At 39.1% G+C, this 17,427-nt stretch carries 14 protein-coding genes and 3 tRNA genes; 10 read left to right on the plus strand and 7 right to left on the minus strand.

Annotated features, from left to right (window positions below; genetic code table 11):
• Positions 1-65 precede the first annotated feature (65 nt).
• From ftsH to BMW38_RS14825, 3 genes are all read left to right on the plus strand, one after another.
• Positions 66-1,961, plus strand: a complete 1,896-nt coding sequence (gene ftsH / locus BMW38_RS14815; RefSeq protein ID WP_003650077.1) for an ATP-dependent zinc metalloprotease FtsH — start codon at positions 66-68, stop codon at positions 1,959-1,961.
• Positions 1,962-2,096: 135 nt separating this feature from the next.
• Positions 2,097-2,948 carry a dihydropteroate synthase gene (gene folP, locus BMW38_RS14820; protein ID WP_213031175.1) on the plus strand — a complete coding sequence of 284 codons (852 nt, stop codon included), beginning with the start codon at positions 2,097-2,099 and terminating at the stop codon, positions 2,946-2,948.
• 132 nt (positions 2,949-3,080) lie between these two features.
• Positions 3,081-3,395: a DUF5713 family protein gene (locus tag BMW38_RS14825; RefSeq protein WP_213031176.1), complete on the plus strand. Its 315-nt coding sequence runs from the start codon at positions 3,081-3,083 to the stop codon at positions 3,393-3,395.
• Here the strand turns inward: BMW38_RS14825 and BMW38_RS14830 are convergent, their stop codons facing one another.
• Together BMW38_RS14830 and BMW38_RS14835 are read right to left on the minus strand one after the other, a co-directional pair.
• A complete protein-coding gene (locus BMW38_RS14830; protein ID WP_213031177.1) occupies positions 3,396-3,737 on the minus strand; it encodes a hypothetical protein in 342 nt (113 codons plus the stop codon).
• Between the two features lie 76 nt (positions 3,738-3,813).
• Positions 3,814-3,899, minus strand: a tRNA-Leu gene (locus BMW38_RS14835).
• Positions 3,900-4,072: 173 nt separating this feature from the next.
• Between BMW38_RS14835 and BMW38_RS14840 the strand changes: the two genes are divergently transcribed.
• A complete protein-coding gene (locus BMW38_RS14840; protein ID WP_092709417.1) occupies positions 4,073-5,836 on the plus strand; it encodes an alkaline phosphatase D family protein in 1,764 nt (587 codons plus the stop codon).
• A 109-nt stretch (positions 5,837-5,945) separates the two neighbouring features.
• Here the strand turns inward: BMW38_RS14840 and BMW38_RS14845 are convergent.
• Positions 5,946-6,031, minus strand: a tRNA-Leu gene (locus BMW38_RS14845).
• Between the two features lie 11 nt (positions 6,032-6,042).
• Positions 6,043-6,116: transfer RNA gene (locus BMW38_RS14850), tRNA-Cys, on the minus strand.
• Positions 6,117-6,268: 152 nt separating this feature from the next.
• Between BMW38_RS14850 and folD the strand changes: the two genes are divergently transcribed.
• Positions 6,269-7,117 carry a bifunctional methylenetetrahydrofolate dehydrogenase/methenyltetrahydrofolate cyclohydrolase FolD gene (gene folD, locus BMW38_RS14855; protein WP_045125884.1) on the plus strand — a complete coding sequence of 283 codons (849 nt, stop codon included), beginning with the start codon at positions 6,269-6,271 and terminating at the stop codon, positions 7,115-7,117.
• Between the two features lie 254 nt (positions 7,118-7,371).
• Positions 7,372-8,040 carry a class I SAM-dependent methyltransferase gene (locus BMW38_RS14860; RefSeq protein ID WP_092709420.1) on the plus strand — a complete coding sequence of 223 codons (669 nt, stop codon included), beginning with the start codon at positions 7,372-7,374 and terminating at the stop codon, positions 8,038-8,040.
• Positions 8,041-8,059: 19 nt separating this feature from the next.
• Here the strand turns inward: BMW38_RS14860 and BMW38_RS14865 are convergent, their stop codons facing one another.
• Positions 8,060-8,482 carry a hypothetical protein gene (locus tag BMW38_RS14865; protein ID WP_092709423.1) on the minus strand — a complete coding sequence of 141 codons (423 nt, stop codon included), beginning with the start codon at positions 8,480-8,482 and terminating at the stop codon, positions 8,060-8,062.
• A gap of 117 nt (positions 8,483-8,599) precedes the next feature.
• Entirely contained in the window at positions 8,600-9,931 is a 1,332-nt protein-coding gene (locus tag BMW38_RS14870) for an MFS transporter (RefSeq protein WP_092709427.1), read from the minus strand.
• 372 nt (positions 9,932-10,303) lie between these two features.
• On the opposite strand from BMW38_RS14870, the gene glpK reads away from it, so the two are divergent.
• Both glpK and glpD read left to right on the plus strand, forming a co-directional pair.
• Positions 10,304-11,812, plus strand: a complete 1,509-nt coding sequence (gene glpK, locus BMW38_RS14875) for a glycerol kinase GlpK (RefSeq protein ID WP_092709430.1) — start codon at positions 10,304-10,306, stop codon at positions 11,810-11,812.
• A gap of 150 nt (positions 11,813-11,962) precedes the next feature.
• The gene (glpD, locus tag BMW38_RS14880) at positions 11,963-13,480 is read left to right on the plus strand and encodes a glycerol-3-phosphate dehydrogenase (protein WP_092709433.1); all 1,518 of its coding nucleotides are present in this window, start codon (positions 11,963-11,965) and stop codon (positions 13,478-13,480) included.
• Positions 13,481-13,521: 41 nt separating this feature from the next.
• Here the strand turns inward: glpD and BMW38_RS14885 are convergent, their stop codons facing one another.
• Entirely contained in the window at positions 13,522-15,354 is a 1,833-nt protein-coding gene (locus tag BMW38_RS14885; RefSeq protein WP_092709436.1) for a phosphoenolpyruvate carboxykinase (GTP), read from the minus strand.
• A gap of 392 nt (positions 15,355-15,746) precedes the next feature.
• Between BMW38_RS14885 and BMW38_RS14890 the strand changes: the two genes are divergently transcribed.
• Positions 15,747-16,685: a diacylglycerol/lipid kinase family protein gene (locus tag BMW38_RS14890; protein WP_092709439.1), complete on the plus strand. Its 939-nt coding sequence runs from the start codon at positions 15,747-15,749 to the stop codon at positions 16,683-16,685.
• Positions 16,666-17,424 (plus strand): metallophosphoesterase family protein, encoded by a 759-nt coding sequence (locus BMW38_RS14895; RefSeq protein WP_092709442.1) that lies wholly within the window; start codon positions 16,666-16,668, stop codon positions 17,422-17,424. The genes BMW38_RS14890 and BMW38_RS14895 overlap by 20 nt, the downstream gene beginning before the upstream one ends.
• The last annotated feature ends 3 nt before the right edge of the window (positions 17,425-17,427 follow it).

Genomic DNA, 17,427 nt, shown 5'->3' on the forward strand with positions numbered 1-17,427 from the left:
GCTGCTTTTATGACGATCGGCCAAGATTGGGCATGATCAAATTAGATCGATATGGGAATAAAGCTTTGAGCGATTACTTCAAGAATGCCGTATTGTGGCTAATAATACTTGGTGTTCTGATTTTAATTTTCAGTAATATCAGTGACCGCAATAAGCCTACTGCGATGAAATATTCAGATTTCGTTGCAGCGGTGAATAGTGGCCAAATTAAGCAAGTCACAATTGACGGTTTAAATATTAATGGTGAAAAAACTAACGGATCACAGTTTGAAACTGTTCGTCCGCAAGTTGAAGACACTGAACTTATGCCAAGCTTAAATAAACAAAATGTTGTTGTAGAGGGAACAGCTCCACAACGTCAAGGCATTTTGATGCAACTTCTCATTGCTAGTTTCCCTGTACTGTTAATCATTTTGTTATTCATGTTCTTTATGCGTAACATGGGTGGTGGTGCAGGCGGAAAGAATGGACCGATGAGTTTTGGTAAATCAAAGGCAAAAATGCTTTCTGAAGACCAGATTAAACTCAATTTTTCTGACGTCGCCGGCTGTGATGAAGCAAAACAAGAAGTTGTTGAAATTGTAGATTTCTTAAAAGACCCTGCAAAATTCAAACGTTTGGGCGCTACTATTCCTCGTGGCGTACTTATGGTTGGCCCGCCGGGTACTGGTAAAACGTTATTAGCTAAAGCAATTGCTGGTGAAGCCAAGGTTCCTTTCTTCAGCATTTCAGGTTCTGACTTTGTAGAAATGTTCGTGGGTGTGGGTGCGTCCCGTGTCCGTGATATGTTTGAGCAAGCGAAGCGTCACGCACCATGTATCATCTTTATTGATGAGATTGATGCAGTGGGTCGTCACCGTGGTTCAGGTACAGGTGGTGGTCATGATGAGCGTGAACAAACCTTAAACCAAATGCTTGTAGAGATGGACGGTTTTGAAGGTAATGAAGGTGTAATTGTTATTGCTGCAACTAACCGTGCTGATGTGCTTGATAAAGCATTATTGCGTCCGGGTCGTTTTGACCGTCAAGTAATGGTTGGTTTACCTGATATTCGTGGTCGTGAGCAAATTCTGAATGTACATTTGAAAAAGTTACCTTCAGTCACGGGTGTGGACATGCAAGTCTTAGCGCGTGGTACACCAGGTTTCTCTGGTGCGCAGTTGGCAAACCTTGTTAACGAAGCTGCATTATTTGCTGCACGTCGTAATAAGAATACTGTTGACATGCATGACTTTGAAGATGCAAAAGACAAAATCTACATGGGTCCAGAGCGTAAGTCGATGGTACTACGTGAAGAAGAGCGTCGTGCTACTGCTTATCATGAAGCTGGTCATGCAATTGTTGCAGAGATTTTGCCTGGTACAGATCCTGTTCATAAAGTAACAATCATGCCACGTGGTTGGGCTTTGGGTGTAACTTGGCAGTTACCTGAACAAGACCAGATTAGCCATTATAAAGACAAGATGCTAAACGAAATTGCGATTTTGTTTGGTGGTCGTATTGCTGAAGAAGTGTTTATTCAACAGCAATCTACTGGTGCTTCAAATGACTTTGAGCGAGCTACTAAAATGGCGCGTGCAATGGTTACTAAGTACGGTATGTCTGACAAAATGGGCGTAATGGTTTATGAAGACGAAAACCAGAATGGTTTCTTTGGAAATGTAGGTAGTCGTACTATCTCTGAAGCAACTCAACAGTTGGTTGACGAAGAAGTACGCCGTATTCTTGATGAGCAATATAAAGTTGCGCGTAATATCTTAGAAGGTAATAAAGATATTGCACATGCAATGGTAAAAGCTTTGATGGAGTGGGAAACTATTGATCGTGATCAAATTCGTGACATTATGGAAGGTCGTGAACCACAACCCCCTAAGGTCTATGTTGCTGAAAATCCAGTGGCTGCATTTGAACCACCAAAAGATGGTCCATCTACACCACCACCATTACCAGCAATGAACTAAACCAGTTAAAAAAAAGAGCCACTATCATGTGGCTCTTTTTTTATGTGTGTATTTCAGACAAAGCCGAAAAGAAATCAACAGTATATCGAGCAGAGACTTGTTAAAATGTTGCCGAATATTAAATTGGAGCTTGTCATGCAGTTAATGCCTTTACCTCAGCAAATCCTACAATGTGGAAAGCTTCAGTTAGATTTATCACAGCCTCACGTTATGGGCATTTTAAATGTCACACCAGATTCTTTTAGTGATGGTGGAAAGCATAATCAGTTAGATCAAGCTGTGGCGTATGCATTAAATATGATTGAACAAGGCGCCACAATTATAGATATAGGTGGGGAATCTACTCGACCAGGTGCATCTGAAGTAAGTGTAGAAGAAGAGGTACGACGAGTTGTTCCTGTAGTTGAAGCTTTAGCTAAACATAATGTGGTTTTATCGATTGATACAAGTCAGCCAGATGTTATCCGTGCAGCGAAAGAAGCAGGCGCGCATATTTGGAATGATGTACGTGCGCTTACTCGACCAAATGCTTTAAAAACTGCAGTAGAGTTAGATATACCTGTAGTGATCATGCATATGCGTGGTGAGCCCACCACAATGAATCAGCTAGATCAGTATACGGATGTAACGTTGGATGTAATGCAAGAGCTTCGGCAGCGTATTAATGAGGCTCTAGCCGCTGGTGTGAAAAAGCATAATATTATTATTGATCCGGGATTTGGTTTTGCAAAAAATGCTCAGCAGAATTTAAAATTATTAAAAGAGTTTTGGAAACTTAATGATATGGGTTATCCAATTTTATCGGGTCTTTCTCGTAAACGTTTTATTGGTGAAGCTTTAAAGGGTGTAGCAGCAGATCAACGCGCGGTAGGAAGCGTTACAGGGCATTTGCTTAGTATTCAGCAAGGAGCATCCATTGTTCGTGCACATGATGTAAAAGCCATGCATGATGCAATTCTCGTTTGGAAAGCGATGGAACAAGCTTGAAAAATAAGCTTTTATAAACAAATCATGATTAATTAATTTCATGAATTGGATGATTGAGTCAGGGAAATTTGTCGTTATTATTCTGAAAATATGTTATAAGCGGCAGGTTTCTGCTGCTGTGTAAACTTTTGTATGTTCGAAGACTTACTTCTCCCAATGTTTGATGATGAGTATTATCCAGATATTTTAGTCGCTGAACTCAAGCAGTTAATTGAACAATTTGCCAAAAAAGTTCAAAAGTCTGCTTTAGCTGATCAGGATATCTATCGATATGCTCATCAAACTGTTATTGAAATTAATGAAATGAAACCACAGTTCGAAGATCTGGATTCTTCACTAGATGATAGTGCTGCTGACTATATTGCTGAGGCAATGATGATGGTGGCGCAGGGTGCAGGATATATAGATCTTGAGATGGAAGAGCTGGTTGTGAATCGAGAGTGGTGATTACTCTCGATTCTCAATATTTTCAAATGCATCTAATAAATGACAAGATGTCTTTGAATGAATTTCGTTTATTTCTTTAATTTTTAACACTAAAACACCATTCTCTTGATAATCGGCATCTGCTAATAAACTGATCCAATAAGTTTCTCGTTTTTGTTGTAATGCTTTGAATTTATCTATGATCTGCTCAGGTGCTTTAATTAAGTAATCATCTTTGGTAATAGAGCAGCGTGAAAAGTACCAGTTGTCATCTTTGAAAGAAATAGTGCCAGAAAAAAGGTCTGTAGCGTAAACCTTGGATATAGAAAGGATGCTACACAGAAGTAATAATATTCTTATCATAAAATTCATTTTAATTAGGCATAAAAAAACCAGCTTACGCTGGATTCTTTGTAACACCAAATTCAATATTTGAAAATGGTGCCCGGGGCCGGACTCGAACCGGCACGCTTTGTGGGCGGGGGATTTTAAATCCCCTGTGTCTACCTATTTCACCACCCGGGCATGTGCGCAATAATAGATGACAAGACGGCGATTGGCAAGAGAAAATCAGATAGTTTGCTTTATTTTCAATCAGTTCGTACATGTATTTAAAAATAAGATCTACTTAAGTCATAATTTCTTCATCTTATCTACTTAAGTTTAAGGCACTCATTGCTTAAAACTTAGGTAGTTGTATGTCAGAGAAAATTTCACGCCGAGAATTAATTCAAAAAAGTCTATTCGGTTTTGGGGCACTGTCTTTGCCTGTAGCTTTTACGGGATGTAATGATGGCTCAGACGATGAAAGTACAGAGGCACAAGCAGATTTTTTACATGGAGTTGCGAGCGGCGACCCTTTGCAAGATAAAGTGATTTTATGGACGCGATTAACACCAGTAGATCTTAGTGCACATCTTAAAGTTACTTGGGAAATTGCCACTGATAATCAATTTAAGCAGAATTTAAAGACGGGGATGGTTGAAACGACCAAGACTGATGACTTCACGGTAAAGGTGGATGCAACAGGACTACAGGCGAATACCATTTATTATTATCGTTTCCGTTTTGGAAATAAAATTTCATCTGTTGGTCAAACTAAAACATTACCAATAAGTACCAATAAGGTTAGCTTTGCCGTATGTTCTTGCTCGAACTATCCGGCAGGTTACTTTTATGTTTACCGTGAAATGGCAAAGCAGAATGTCGATGTCATTATTCATTTAGGTGATTATATTTATGAATATGGGGCAGATGGCTATGCGGCGGAAGATGCAGAAAAACTTGGTCGAACCTTACCAACAGATAATAATAAAGAAATTATCAAATTAGATGATTATCGCAAACGTTATGCACTTTATCGTCAAGATAAAGACTTGCAGGCAGCTCACCAGCGTCATCCTTTTATTGTAATTTGGGATGACCATGAGTTAGCAAATGATACTTGGCGTGATGGGGCCGAAAATCATCAAAGTGATGAAGGGTCTTTTTCTGATCGTAAATTAGCTGCTCTACAAGCTTATTTTGAATGGATGCCTATTCGTCCAGTTGCTAGCACAGATCATTTAAATATTTACCGACAGTTTAATTTCGGTTCATTGGTTGAGCTGACGATGCTGGATACACGTATTATTGCGCGTGATAAACAGCTTGAATATGCTGATTATATGACAGCTGCTGGTTTGAATGCTCAAAAGTTTCAGGTCGACTTAACTGATCCAAAGCGTACTTTAATGGGCTATACACAAAGAGATTGGTTGGTTGATAAATTGAAGCAATCTACAGCAACATGGAATGTGATTGGTCAGCAAGTTCTAATGAGTAAGATGTGGATTCCTGCCGAGTTATTGTTGTCTTTAGGGCAAATTACCTCAGGTGGGGCTTCGGCTGAAACCTTGGCTAAAATGAATGCTCAAATTACAGAGCTAGTCACCTTGAAATTGCGGTTAGAACAGGGCGATCCAACATTAACTGCTCAAGAGAAAGCGCGAGTCACAACAGTAGTGCCATATAACCTTGATGCTTGGGATGGTTATTATGCTGAACGTGAAACCGTATATGAAAACTTAGCTAGTTTGAATAAGAAAGTTATTGTGCTGGCAGGCGATACTCATAATGCATGGGCATCTTATTTGTATAGCCAAAAAGGTCAATATGTTGGGGTTGAGTTGGCGACAAGTTCAGTTTCTTCACCAGGCCTTGAAAAATATTTAAGTATTCCAATAGCTCAACTACAACAATTTGAATTTGCCTTTACCACGCTTATCGATGAGTTGGCGTATTGTAATTTAAATCAGCGGGGCTATTTATTGGTTACGCTAGATCAAGCACAGGTGCAGTCGAACTGGATTTTTGTAGATTCAATTAAAAATGCAGAATATAAAGTAGATACAAGTCGACACTATCAATTAGTGTTAGATATGAATTTGACACCTGAAAAAGATAAGCAAAAAACCGCTTAGATATATTGGGTAGGGTAAGGGGTGCTAAGCAGCATCCTTTATTTTTTATAGGCATAAAAAAACCAGCTTACGCTGGATTCTTTATGGCACCATTTTCAATATTAGAAAATGGTGCCCGGGGCCGGACTCGAACCGGCACGCTTTGTGGGCGGGGGATTTTAAATCCCCTGTGTCTACCTATTTCACCACCCGGGCTTTACCAAATTTGGAGGCGGAGGTCGGAATCGAACCGGCGTCCACGGAGTTGCAGTCCGCTGCATGACCACTCTGCCACCCCGCCTACATTTGGTGATGCACATATTAGCAACCTTTACAGAAAAAACAATACTGTTTTTAGTGAAGATGAACATAAAAGCAACATCTAGAATAAAATTGTCCAAATAATCATGTATTATTGGCATATTAAATTCATGTCTACCTTGGAGATGTGCTGTGGCATTGGTTTTAGACGGTCGCGCATTAGCAAAGCAAATTGAAGAAAATTTGTCGGTACGTGTTGAAGCTTTAAAAGCTAAAACAGGTCGTACCCCAATTTTGGCGACTATTTTGGTTGGGGATGATGGCGCATCTGCAACTTATGTACGCATGAAAGGAAATGCCTGCCGTCGAGTAGGGATGGATTCTTTAAAAATTGAATTATCACAAGAAACAACAACAGAACAATTATTAGCAGAAATCGAAAAACTTAATGCCAATCCAGATGTTCACGGTATTCTTTTACAACATCCAGTACCTGCACAAATTGATGAACGCGCATGTTTTGATGCGATTTCGTTAGCTAAAGATGTAGATGGCGTGACTTGCCTCGGTTTTGGTCGTATGGCAATGGGTGAAGCTGCATATGGTTCAGCAACTCCAGCCGGCATTATGACTATCCTAAAAGAGAACAACATTGAAATTGCGGGCAAACATGCAGTTGTGGTTGGTCGTTCAGCAATTTTAGGTAAACCAATGGCAATGATGCTTTTGCAAGCTAATGCAACAGTAACGATTTGTCATTCACGCACACAAAACTTACCTGAGCTTGTGAAACAGGCTGACATTATTGTTGGTGCTGTGGGTAAGGCGGAACTTATTCAAAAAGACTGGATTAAACCAGGTGCAGTGGTTGTGGATGCTGGTTTCCATCCTCGTGATGGCGGTGGTGTAGGCGACATCCAGCTACAAGGTATCGAAGAAATTGCTTCTGCATATACACCAGTACCGGGTGGTGTAGGTCCAATGACAATTACAACTTTGATTCGTCAAACTGTTGAAGCTGCTGAAAAAGCTTTAGGTTAATTTAATTAACGCTAGGCTGTTATTGATACGCGTAACCGTTATCCGCAATTGTTTGAGGCAGGATTACATTAAAATTTAATGTTTCTGCGATGCTATCGAGTGTAGATAGTATTTGTCGAGTTTTGCGGATGACAATGGTTTTGCCTACTTTTCCCGAAAGAAAAGTAGGTCTAACTGAAGGTTATTCTAAAAATTCAAATCATAATGGAATGACTCTGTTATGCCTGTTATAAAAACGAATTAAAAGAAATCTGATGAGCTGCACCTTTCAACTTACCAAAGCCCCTGAACATTTACTTCAAGCCTTGCATGAAGTCATCCCTCATTGTGAGTTAATGGCACAGCAGTTGCCGGAAACACCTATTTCTTTATGGTTGATTCCGCCAGTTTTTCCAACTGATCGCTTAGATGATGAAATTATTCGCCGTATTTGGAATGATACGCCGTATTGGATCTTTTGTTGGGCATCTGGTTTGGCGATGGCGCAGTGGATACTTGCAGAGCCGCATCATGTTAAAGATAAGGTTGTTCTCGATTTTGGTGCAGGTTCAGGTGTTGTTGCAATTGCAGCAAAAATGGCTGGTGCTAAAAGAGTAATTTGTTGTGATATTGATCAAGTGAGTCTTGCAGCCTGCCGTGAAAATGCTTTGTTAAATGATGTTGAGCTTGAATATCTGGACGATTTATATAAAGCAGAGCAAGTTGATATTTTATTGGCTGCTGATGTGTTATATGACCAGTGCAACCGCTTCTTCTTAGATGAATTTTTAAAATTTGCACCCGAAGTCTGGGTCGCAGATAGCCGTGTTAAAAACTTTAGCCATCCTAAATATCAAAAGATTGATGAAAGAAGTGCATCAACATGGCCAGACCTTGATGAAGCTAAAGAATTTAGAAATGTAAGTTTTTATAAGACGCTGTAAAAACAGCGTCTTTTTTATATTATGAGCAAGTATAACGAACGACTTTTAGCGTACTCGGGCGTGCTTCAAGCGCTTGGCGAGTCGCATAATCTTCACCATTGTTTAAGCTCGGTGTATTAGATAAACCAAATGAGGCACGAGTTTCACCCAATTGGACACCATAATGTTCTTGTTGAGATGGGTTTGAAATCTCATTAATGCTGAGAACTGACAATTTATAAACTTTTTGAGCACCCAATACATTTTGACAAGCACGTTGCAATTTACGTTCATCTAACTGCTGATTAGTGCGGCTAGCCAATGTATAAGCTAAAGTTGCAGAAGTTTTTGTTTGGTTTTCAATCTGATAGCCAGTTGAGCCATTATATTGTCGAGGGGTGGTCTGACAAGCAGTTAAAATAAACATGCTGCTTAATGCCAAACATAAAATACTTCTATTCATCAGTATCATCCTTATATTCTTATCTCTAGTATCTCATAAAACAGAGCGATTGTTGGGGCTTAATCGCACGATTTAAGCTAACATCGGCCGATGATATTAGCGCTTATTGGTAAAATATTAATGTTCTTTAATTTTTGAATGATGCTTAGTATCTTTCATAAAAATATAAATAATGAGTGAAATGAAGATCATAATAGTTACATAAATAAAGTACCAAGATTCATGACCAGCCTCTTTAAAACTCAAAGCAAAGAACTCTGCTGTACCGCCAAACAAGGTATTGGCAATCGCGTAGGGTAAAGCTACCCCTAAAGCCCGAATATGAGCAGGGAAAAGTTCAGCTTTAACCACGGCATTAATTGATGTATATCCCGTTACCATGACTAGACCTGCCAAACATAACCAGAAAGCAGTCCAATAATTATCTGTGGTTGCAAGGGTATTAAATAAAATATAAGTAAATAAAACCCCAGTTACACCAAAAGTGATCATGAGTGGTTTACGTCCGATTCGGTCTGACAAAGCACCAGCTACAGGTTGTAAGCACATGAAAATAAATAGCGCTAAAGTGGTAATTTGAGTGGCTTCGGGTTTTGTAAATCCGGAAGTATTCACTAAATATTTTTGTAGGTAAGTCGTGTAAGTATAAAAAGCTAAAGTTCCGCCAGCTGTTAAAAATAATACTGTAAAAGCTTCTTTTGGGTAGTGCTTGAATAAAGCAAACATGCCTGATTCGGGCTGGTCTTTTTCAGCTTGAGCATTTTTAAAAGATTGTGTTTCTAATAAGCCACGACGAATACGGAACACAACAATGGCAAGTAAAGCGCCAATAAAGAATGGAATGCGCCATCCCCAATCATGCAACTGTTGTTCGGTTAATACGATTTGTAATATTAAAAGAACACATAAAGCCGTCAATTGTCCTGCAATTAAGGTTACATATTGAAAGCTCGAGAAAAAACCACGTCGATTTCTTTCAGCCATTTCACTTAAATATGTGGCGCTTGCACCATATTCACCGCCTACACTTAAACCTTGAATTAAACGTGCGACAACTAAAAGTAGTGGAGCGAATACGCCAATGCTTTCATAGGAAGGGGTGACTGCAATGAGTAGAGAACCGACACACATTAAAGTGACGGAAAGCGTAAGACCTGCTTTACGTCCTTTACGGTCTGAGTAGATTCCCATAATCCATGCACCGATTGGGCGCATCAAGAAACCTACTGCAAAAATTGCAGCAGCTTGAAGAAGCTGAGCGGTTTGACTTCCTTTTGGGAAAAATGCATGAGCAAAATAGAGGGTAAATGCGGCATATACATACCAGTCGTACCATTCGACAAGGTTACCAGCAGAACCACCCAAAATTGATTTTAGGCGGGTTTTTGTATCTAAATGAGGTTGTGGAGTTGTTGCTGTAGAGGGTTGATCAACCATGGGTCGCTCCATGTTTCGCTTGGGTTGAATGCTAAAAAAGAGAGAATTTATTCCGTTTTTACATATTATCCAGAGGAGTATTTCACTTTATTTTTTTTATGTCTGTAAAACAATGTTTATTATTTAAGCAAAGGGATAGGTTGAATATTTATGTGATTTCAAATTAGACAATTCGCATGTTCTTGTAGCTAAATTTTGATTTACTGCACATTATTTTCCCATAAAGATAAGAAAATTGATCAAGAATGACCAATGTTTAGTTTAGAAGCAATATATGCGTTAAAAACAATGATATATTCCAAAGAAAATTTTGAATAATGCAGTTAGACATGATGTTTTATCGTCATGAGCTAGTTGTGTGTAGATAATGAAAGGGACGTTCAGATGTCAAATTGCCCGAAAAAATATATTGTCGCTTTCGATCAGGGAACAACAAGCTCAAGAGCAATTGTTTTAGATCATGATGCTAACGTTGTAAGTATTGCTCAAAAAGAATTTACCCAGATTTATCCTCAACCAGGTTGGGTCGAGCATGACCCTATGGAAATTTGGGCGACACAAAGTGCTGTATGGGTAGAGGTATTGGCTCAAGCTAGCATTAAGAGTGAACAAGTTGCAGCAATTGGGATTACAAACCAGCGGGAAACCACAATTGTATGGGATAAGAAAACAGGAAAACCTATTTACAATGCAATTGTTTGGCAAAGCCGTCAAACTACAGAGATATGTAATCAATTACAAAAGGCGGGTTGGCAAGATCACATCCGTAAAGTGACAGGTTTGGTGATTGATCCGTATTTTTCTGCCACCAAAATAAAATGGATTCTGGACCATGTAGAAGGAAGCCGTGAACGTGCCGAGCGAGGGGAGTTATTATTTGGTACGGTCGATACATGGTTAATCTGGAAATTAACCAATGGTGCAGCCCATGTCACTGATTTCACCAATGCTTCGCGAACAATGCTTTTTGATATTGAAAAGCTAGACTGGGATGAGGCACTTTTAAAAACTTTAGACATTCCTAAAGCAATGCTACCAGAGGTACGTAGTTCATCTGAGGTGTATGGCTATACACATACAATTAGTGGGCAAGAGGTTGGAATTCCAATTGCAGGTATAGCTGGGGATCAACAAGCTGCACTTTTTGGGCAAATGTGTGTAGAACCTGGACAAGCAAAAAATACTTATGGCACAGGCTGCTTTCTATTAATGAACACGGGTAAAAAGATTGTCCGTTCAGAGCATGGCTTACTGACGACGATTGCGTGTGGTGCACATGGTGAAGTGAACTATGCCTTAGAGGGCGCCGTGTTTAATGGCGGCTCTTGCGTACAGTGGCTTCGTGATGAGCTGAAGGTAATTAAGAACGCTAAAGACTCGGAGCTTTATGCAACACGTGTAAAGGACAGTAATGGCGTATATGTCGTACCTGCCTTTACAGGTTTAGGTGCTCCATATTGGGATCCGACCGCTCGAGGGGCAATTTTTGGACTCACTCGCGGAGCGAGTATAGAGCATATTATTCGTGCAACTTTAGAGTCAATTGCTTACCAGACACGAGACGTACTTGACGCGATGCAGCAAGATGCAGAAGAAGAGCTTCGAACACTCCGAGTTGATGGTGGAGTAACTGCTAATAATTTCTTAATGCAATTTCAGGCTGATATTTTAGCCACTCCAGTTGAAAGACCCACCATGAAAGAAACAACAGCTTTAGGTGCTGCTTTTCTTGCTGGGTTGGCAACAGGTTTCTGGCAAGATTTGAATGAATTGAAGAATAAGTCCGCAATAGAAAAGGTTTTCGAGCCACGTACCAGCCTTGAAGAAACTGAAGTTATATATAAGGGATGGTTGAAGGCAGTTCAACGTAGTCAAAATTGGGCAGAAGATTGATTTCTTCTGAAAGTAATTAAATCGCAGAGTAATCAATGACGGATTAACCTGATAGGTATTTAAAATTGATTATTCTGCTTTTTTGATTGTTGTTTCATCAATTTGATGTTTTAATTTTTAATAACATAAACAATAAAAAGAAAATGAGAAATGACAGTACAAGCTAATGATTATTCAAAAATATATGATATTGCCATAATTGGTGGCGGTATTAATGGTGTAGGTATTGCTAATGATGCAGCAGGCCGCGGATTATCTGTATTTTTATGTGAAAAAGACGATTTAGCTAGTCATACCTCATCTGCGAGCAGTAAATTAATTCACGGTGGTTTACGCTATTTAGAACATAAAGAATTTCGGTTGGTTAGAGAAGCTTTAGCAGAGCGTGAAGTCTTGTTGGCTAAAGCCCCTCATATTATTAAACCAATGCGTTTTATTATGCCTCATCGACCACATTTACGTCCTGCATGGTTAATTCGGGCAGGCCTGTTTTTTTATGATCATTTAGGGAAACGAGAAAAATTATTAGGGTCAAATCTCATATATTTCAAAGAAGATAGTCCCTTAAAGCCAGCTATAACCCGAGGCTTTGAATATTCTGATTGTACTGTAGATGATGCACGTCTTGTCGTATTAAACGCACTACAAGCGAAAGAGAACGGGGCCAAAGTTGTAACACGAACACGATGTATTAAGGCTTATAGACAACAAGAATTGTGGCATCTGGAATTACAAACTGGGGCTGAGCTTTATCAAATACGTGCAAAAGCCTTAGTGAATGCAGCAGGGCCGTGGGTCGAGGAAATTATTAGTGAAAATCTACAATTAAAATCGCCATATCAAATTCGGCTTATACAAGGAAGTCATATTGTTGTGCCTAAACTGTATGATTGCCATAAAGCCTTTATTATGCAAAACGAAGACCGACGTATTGTGTTTGCCATTCCTTATTTAGAACACTACACATTAATAGGTACGACAGATCAGGAATATTTAGATGATCCACAAAAGGTAGAGATTACAGAAGTAGAAATTGATTACCTTTTAACGGTGACAAATTCGCATTTTAAAAAGCAGCTCACCCGCGCAGATATTGTAAGTCAGTTTTCTGGAGTTCGAGCTTTATGTGATGATGAGTCAGATAATCCTTCAGCAGTGACCCGTGACTATACTGTAGCATTACAAGTGGAAGATAAAACCACTCCCTTGCTGTCCGTATTTGGTGGAAAGATTACGACCTACCGGAAATTAGCGGAATCAGCTCTGGAACAACTTAGCCCATTTTTCATAGAAATGGGAGAGGAGTGGACCGCAAATGAAGTATTACCTGGTGCAGAGAATTGGACCACACTTGAAGATTTAGTTATAAGGATTCAAAACCAAATGGAAGGGGTAACTGAGCAGCTTGCTACGCGCTGGGCAAATGCGTATGGCTCTAGAATTTGGAATATTTTGCATGAGCAAAAAACTCTTGAGCAGTTAGGACAAGATTTTGGTCACGGTTTATTTGAATCTGAAGTTCAGTATTTATGTGAAAATGAATGGGCAAATACGGCAGAAGATATATTGTGGCGTAGAACTAAGCTAGGTTTGGCATTTGATGAAAAACAAGTAAAAAATTTGGAAAGCTATTTGGCTGGACGTCGACAAAAAGATGATGCCGCATAATAAAAAAGGTCGCATATAGCGACCTTTTTTATATTTAGCAATTAGAAGCCAGTTTTTACAGCTTCAAGTAAAGCTGTTTGACGTTCTTTTAATGCTTTTGGTAAGCGTTCACCAAGTTTATTGAATAACTCAGTGTGGCTTTCAATTTCAGTAACCCACTGATCTTTATTTTGAGCTGTGATAAGGTCAAATTCTTCTTTAGAGAAATCAGTACCTTCCCAGTTCAAGTCATCGTAAGTTGGAACAAGACCAATTGGTGTTTCAACAGCGTTTGCACGACCTTCACAACGGTCAATGATCCACTCAAGAACACGCATGTTTTGACCGAAACCAGGCCATACGAAGTTGCCTTCAGCATCACGACGGAACCAGTTTACGTTGAAGATTTTTGGTAATTTATTACCAGCAGCTTCAGCTTTTGTACTTACTTCTTCACCAAGGCTTAACCAGTGATCGAAGTAGTCAGCCATGTTGTAGCCAGCAAATGGAAGCATCGCGAATGGGTCACGACGAACGATACCTTGTTGACCAACAGCAGCAGCAGTGGTTTCTGAACCCATAGTTGCAGCTTTATAAACGCCATCAACCCAATCAAAAGCTTCAGAAACTAAAGGAACTGTATCTGCACGGCGACCACCGAAGATAAATGCAGAAATCGGAACACCTGCTGGATTTTCCCAGTCAGCATCGATAGAAGGGCATTGACCAGCAGCAACAGTGAAGCGCGCATTTGGATGAGCAGCTTTTTCACCATTTACGTGAGGTTGACCTTTCCAGTTAGTTAAGTTAGTTGGAACTTCTTTAGAAAGACCTTCCCACCATACTTGACCATCATTAGTTACCGCAACGTTTGTATAGATAACATCTTTGTGAAGAGTTGCCATACAGTTAGGGTTGGTTTTAGTATTTGTACCAGGAGCAACACCAAAGAAACCAGCTTCTGGATTGATTGCGTATAGACGACCATCTTCACCTGGTTTGATCCAAGCAATATCGTCACCTACAGTCTCAATTTTCCAGCCTTCATAGCCTGCTGGTGGAATTAACATTGCAAAGTTTGTTTTACCACATGCAGATGGGAATGCTGCAGCGATATAGTGTTTTTCACCTTGTGGGTTAGTTACACCAAGAATAAGCATATGTTCAGCTAACCAACCTTGTTCGCGTCCCATAACGGAAGCAATACGAAGTGCTAAACATTTCTTACCAAGTAATGCGTTACCGCCGTAACCAGAACCGTAAGACCAGATTTCACGAGTTTCTGGGTAATGAACGATGTATTTTTCAGGGTTGCAAGGCCATGCAACGTCTTTTTGCCCTTCAGTGAGTGGAGCACCTACGGTATGAATACAAGGAATAAATTCGCCGTCTGTACCTAACACGTCATAAACTGCTTTACCCATACGTGCCATTTTGCGCATGCTAACAGCAACGTAAGGAGAGTCAGTTAACTCAATGCCGATATGAGCAATATGGCTTCCAAGTGGACCCATAGAGAAAGGCACAACGTACATTGTACGACCTTCCATTGACCCTTCAAACAAACCATTTAACTTTTCACGCATAACAGCTGGTTCTTCCCAGTTGTTTGTCGCACCAGCATCTTCTTTCTTTTGAGAGCAAATGTAGGTACGATCTTCAACACGCGCAACATCAGATGGATCAGAATTTGCAAGATAAGAACCAGGATGTTTTTCTTGGTTTAATTTCTGCATGGTGCCGTTAGCGATCATCAAGTCGATTAGACGTTGATACTCTTCTTCGCTTCCGTCACACCATTCGATTTTTGCTGGTTTGGTTACGTTTGCAATTTCTTCAACCCATGCGATAAGCTTAGGATGACGAACGAATTCTGGTGCGTTCACTGTGGTCATGGTGAGGCCTATTCAAAATATGTACAACAATGTACAAGTCATTCATTGAGGTACAATGAAAGATCAAATAAAAAAGTGGCTGTATTAAAGCATAAAATCATAAAAAAAATAAGACTAAAGAATAAGAAATAGATATTTTGATTTTTAAATTTTCTTGATTAAAATCATGAATTTATTGTTTTTTGGTGTATTTTATTCTTTACATTTTTATGTTGTATGTGTGTTATTTATATTATTTATTTTTTTAAAAATCAATAACTTGATGTTTAAATTTTTCTTGAGAATTATTATTGATTAAACAAATGATCATCATTCGAAATTTACATAAAGAGACTTTTATTAGGCGATTTTCTATACAAAATATAGGGTAAATCCTCTCTAAGATAATAAAAATGCGGACTTTAAAACCTCTCTCTATCATCTATAACCAGAAATCGGGCTTTCATGCTTCGAAACATGAAGATATGTATGAACAATTAATGACTGTACTAACCGAATTTGGTTTTGAAATACAAGTTTTTGAATTAGCAGAGGGCGTCACCTTTGATGATTTGATGAATAAAGTCATCCATCGGCATAGTCAAAGTGCAAATTTAGGCGTCGTTGTTGCAGCTGGTGGTGATGGGACGTTAAATGCAGTCGCTTCAAAACTTCGATACACCAATATCCCTATGGGAATTTTACCTTTGGGGACTTTTAATTATGTCGCTAAAGTTTTAGATATTCCTTTAGATTTATTAGAAGCCGCTGAAGTCATCGCTACAGGTACACCACGTTCTGTACATATTGCGACGATTAACGATCAGATTTATTTGAACAATGCGAGCTTAGGCCTTTATCCATTGTTTATAAAAAAACGCGAGCTCTACAATAAATACTTAGGTCGTTTGCCTTTACATGCCTATACCTCGGCTTTGGACGTTTTATTAAGAGAAAATAAATCAATGAAACTCTCCGTCACGGTTGATGGGAAGAAATATCCAGTCAAAACACCTCTAATTTTTTTTGGTAATAATCAATTGCAACTATGTGATATGAAACTAAGAATTGCGGATTGTGCTGCACAAGGGCGAGTCGCTGGAGTGGTCATTACAAAAAGTGATAGGCTTAGTTTATTAAACATGTTGTGGCAGTGGATTCAAGGCAAAGTAGAAGAGGCACAAGATGTTTATAGTTTTTGTGCAGACCATGTGATGGTAGATTGTGCAAAAAGATCAAAACTTACCGTGGCTTTAGATGGTGAAATATTAGAGATGAAAACACCATTAAATTTCACTGTAGAAAAGAATGCTTTAAATATTATGGTGCCAAATGTTATTACATCTGTCTGATTTGCATTTTGGAACAGAAATTGAGGCCTGTTTAGATGCGATCCGGCTTTTTTGTACCCAACATAAACCTGAAGTTATTGTTGTGAGTGGAGATATTACTCAGCGTGCCCGATATCAACAGTTTTATAATTGTCGCCAATTTTTAGATAGTCTTAATATTCCTTATCTTATTGTACCGGGTAATCACGATATTCCCTTGTATCATGTCTGGAACCGTTTTTTTTCTCCATTTACTCGCTATCAATATTTTTTTGGTCAGCTTGAACCCACATTAGAAACTGAGCATTTTTATATCGTTGGCGTGAATAGCATACGTCGCCGTTATCACACACGTGGGCATATTTCGATTGAACAAATACAAACTACATATGAGCGATTACAACAAGGGCCCGCGAATAAAATCAAATTAGTGGTTTTTCATCAGCCTTTTTATACTCCACCTGATGACGAGCACGGTATTAAAGATTGCCCTGTATTAGGAAAAATGGCACTCGAAAAATGGAGCACGACAGGGCTATTCGGTATGTTACATGGGCATCTACATAAAACTGCTGTATATGATTTGACGCAGATCTATCATTTAGAAATAGATCATCCTATTTATGACATTCATGCAGGGACAGCGACATCTAGCCGTTTGCATTATCATGTTCCGAATAGTTTTAATGTCATTTCAAATGAGGGAAAAATTGATCATTATTGGTTTAATTATGATTTAAAGATTTTTCAATTAATTTAATTT

The sequence above is a fragment of the Acinetobacter sp. yr461 genome, assembly GCF_900110445.1.
GTDB classification, from domain to species: domain Bacteria; phylum Pseudomonadota; class Gammaproteobacteria; order Pseudomonadales; family Moraxellaceae; genus Acinetobacter; species Acinetobacter calcoaceticus.

Excerpts from the sequence above, each read along its gene's own strand:
- folP (WP_213031175.1), top strand. The coding sequence starts at position 2,097 with ATGCAGTTAATGCCTTTACCTCAGCAAATCCTACAATGTGGAAAGCTT.
- BMW38_RS14825 (WP_213031176.1), top strand. The coding sequence starts at position 3,081 with ATGTTCGAAGACTTACTTCTCCCAATGTTTGATGATGAGTATTATCCA.
- BMW38_RS14830 (WP_213031177.1), bottom strand. The coding sequence starts at position 3,737 with ATGATAAGAATATTATTACTTCTGTGTAGCATCCTTTCTATATCCAAG.
- BMW38_RS14840 (WP_092709417.1), top strand. The coding sequence starts at position 4,073 with ATGTCAGAGAAAATTTCACGCCGAGAATTAATTCAAAAAAGTCTATTC.
- BMW38_RS14860 (WP_092709420.1), top strand. The coding sequence starts at position 7,372 with ATGAGCTGCACCTTTCAACTTACCAAAGCCCCTGAACATTTACTTCAA.
- BMW38_RS14865 (WP_092709423.1), bottom strand. The coding sequence starts at position 8,482 with ATGAATAGAAGTATTTTATGTTTGGCATTAAGCAGCATGTTTATTTTA.
- BMW38_RS14870 (WP_092709427.1), bottom strand. The coding sequence starts at position 9,931 with ATGGAGCGACCCATGGTTGATCAACCCTCTACAGCAACAACTCCACAA.
- glpK (WP_092709430.1), top strand. The coding sequence starts at position 10,304 with ATGTCAAATTGCCCGAAAAAATATATTGTCGCTTTCGATCAGGGAACA.
- glpD (WP_092709433.1), top strand. The coding sequence starts at position 11,963 with ATGACAGTACAAGCTAATGATTATTCAAAAATATATGATATTGCCATA.
- BMW38_RS14885 (WP_092709436.1), bottom strand. The coding sequence starts at position 15,354 with ATGACCACAGTGAACGCACCAGAATTCGTTCGTCATCCTAAGCTTATC.
- BMW38_RS14890 (WP_092709439.1), top strand. The coding sequence starts at position 15,747 with ATGCGGACTTTAAAACCTCTCTCTATCATCTATAACCAGAAATCGGGC.
- BMW38_RS14895 (WP_092709442.1), top strand. The coding sequence starts at position 16,666 with ATGTTATTACATCTGTCTGATTTGCATTTTGGAACAGAAATTGAGGCC.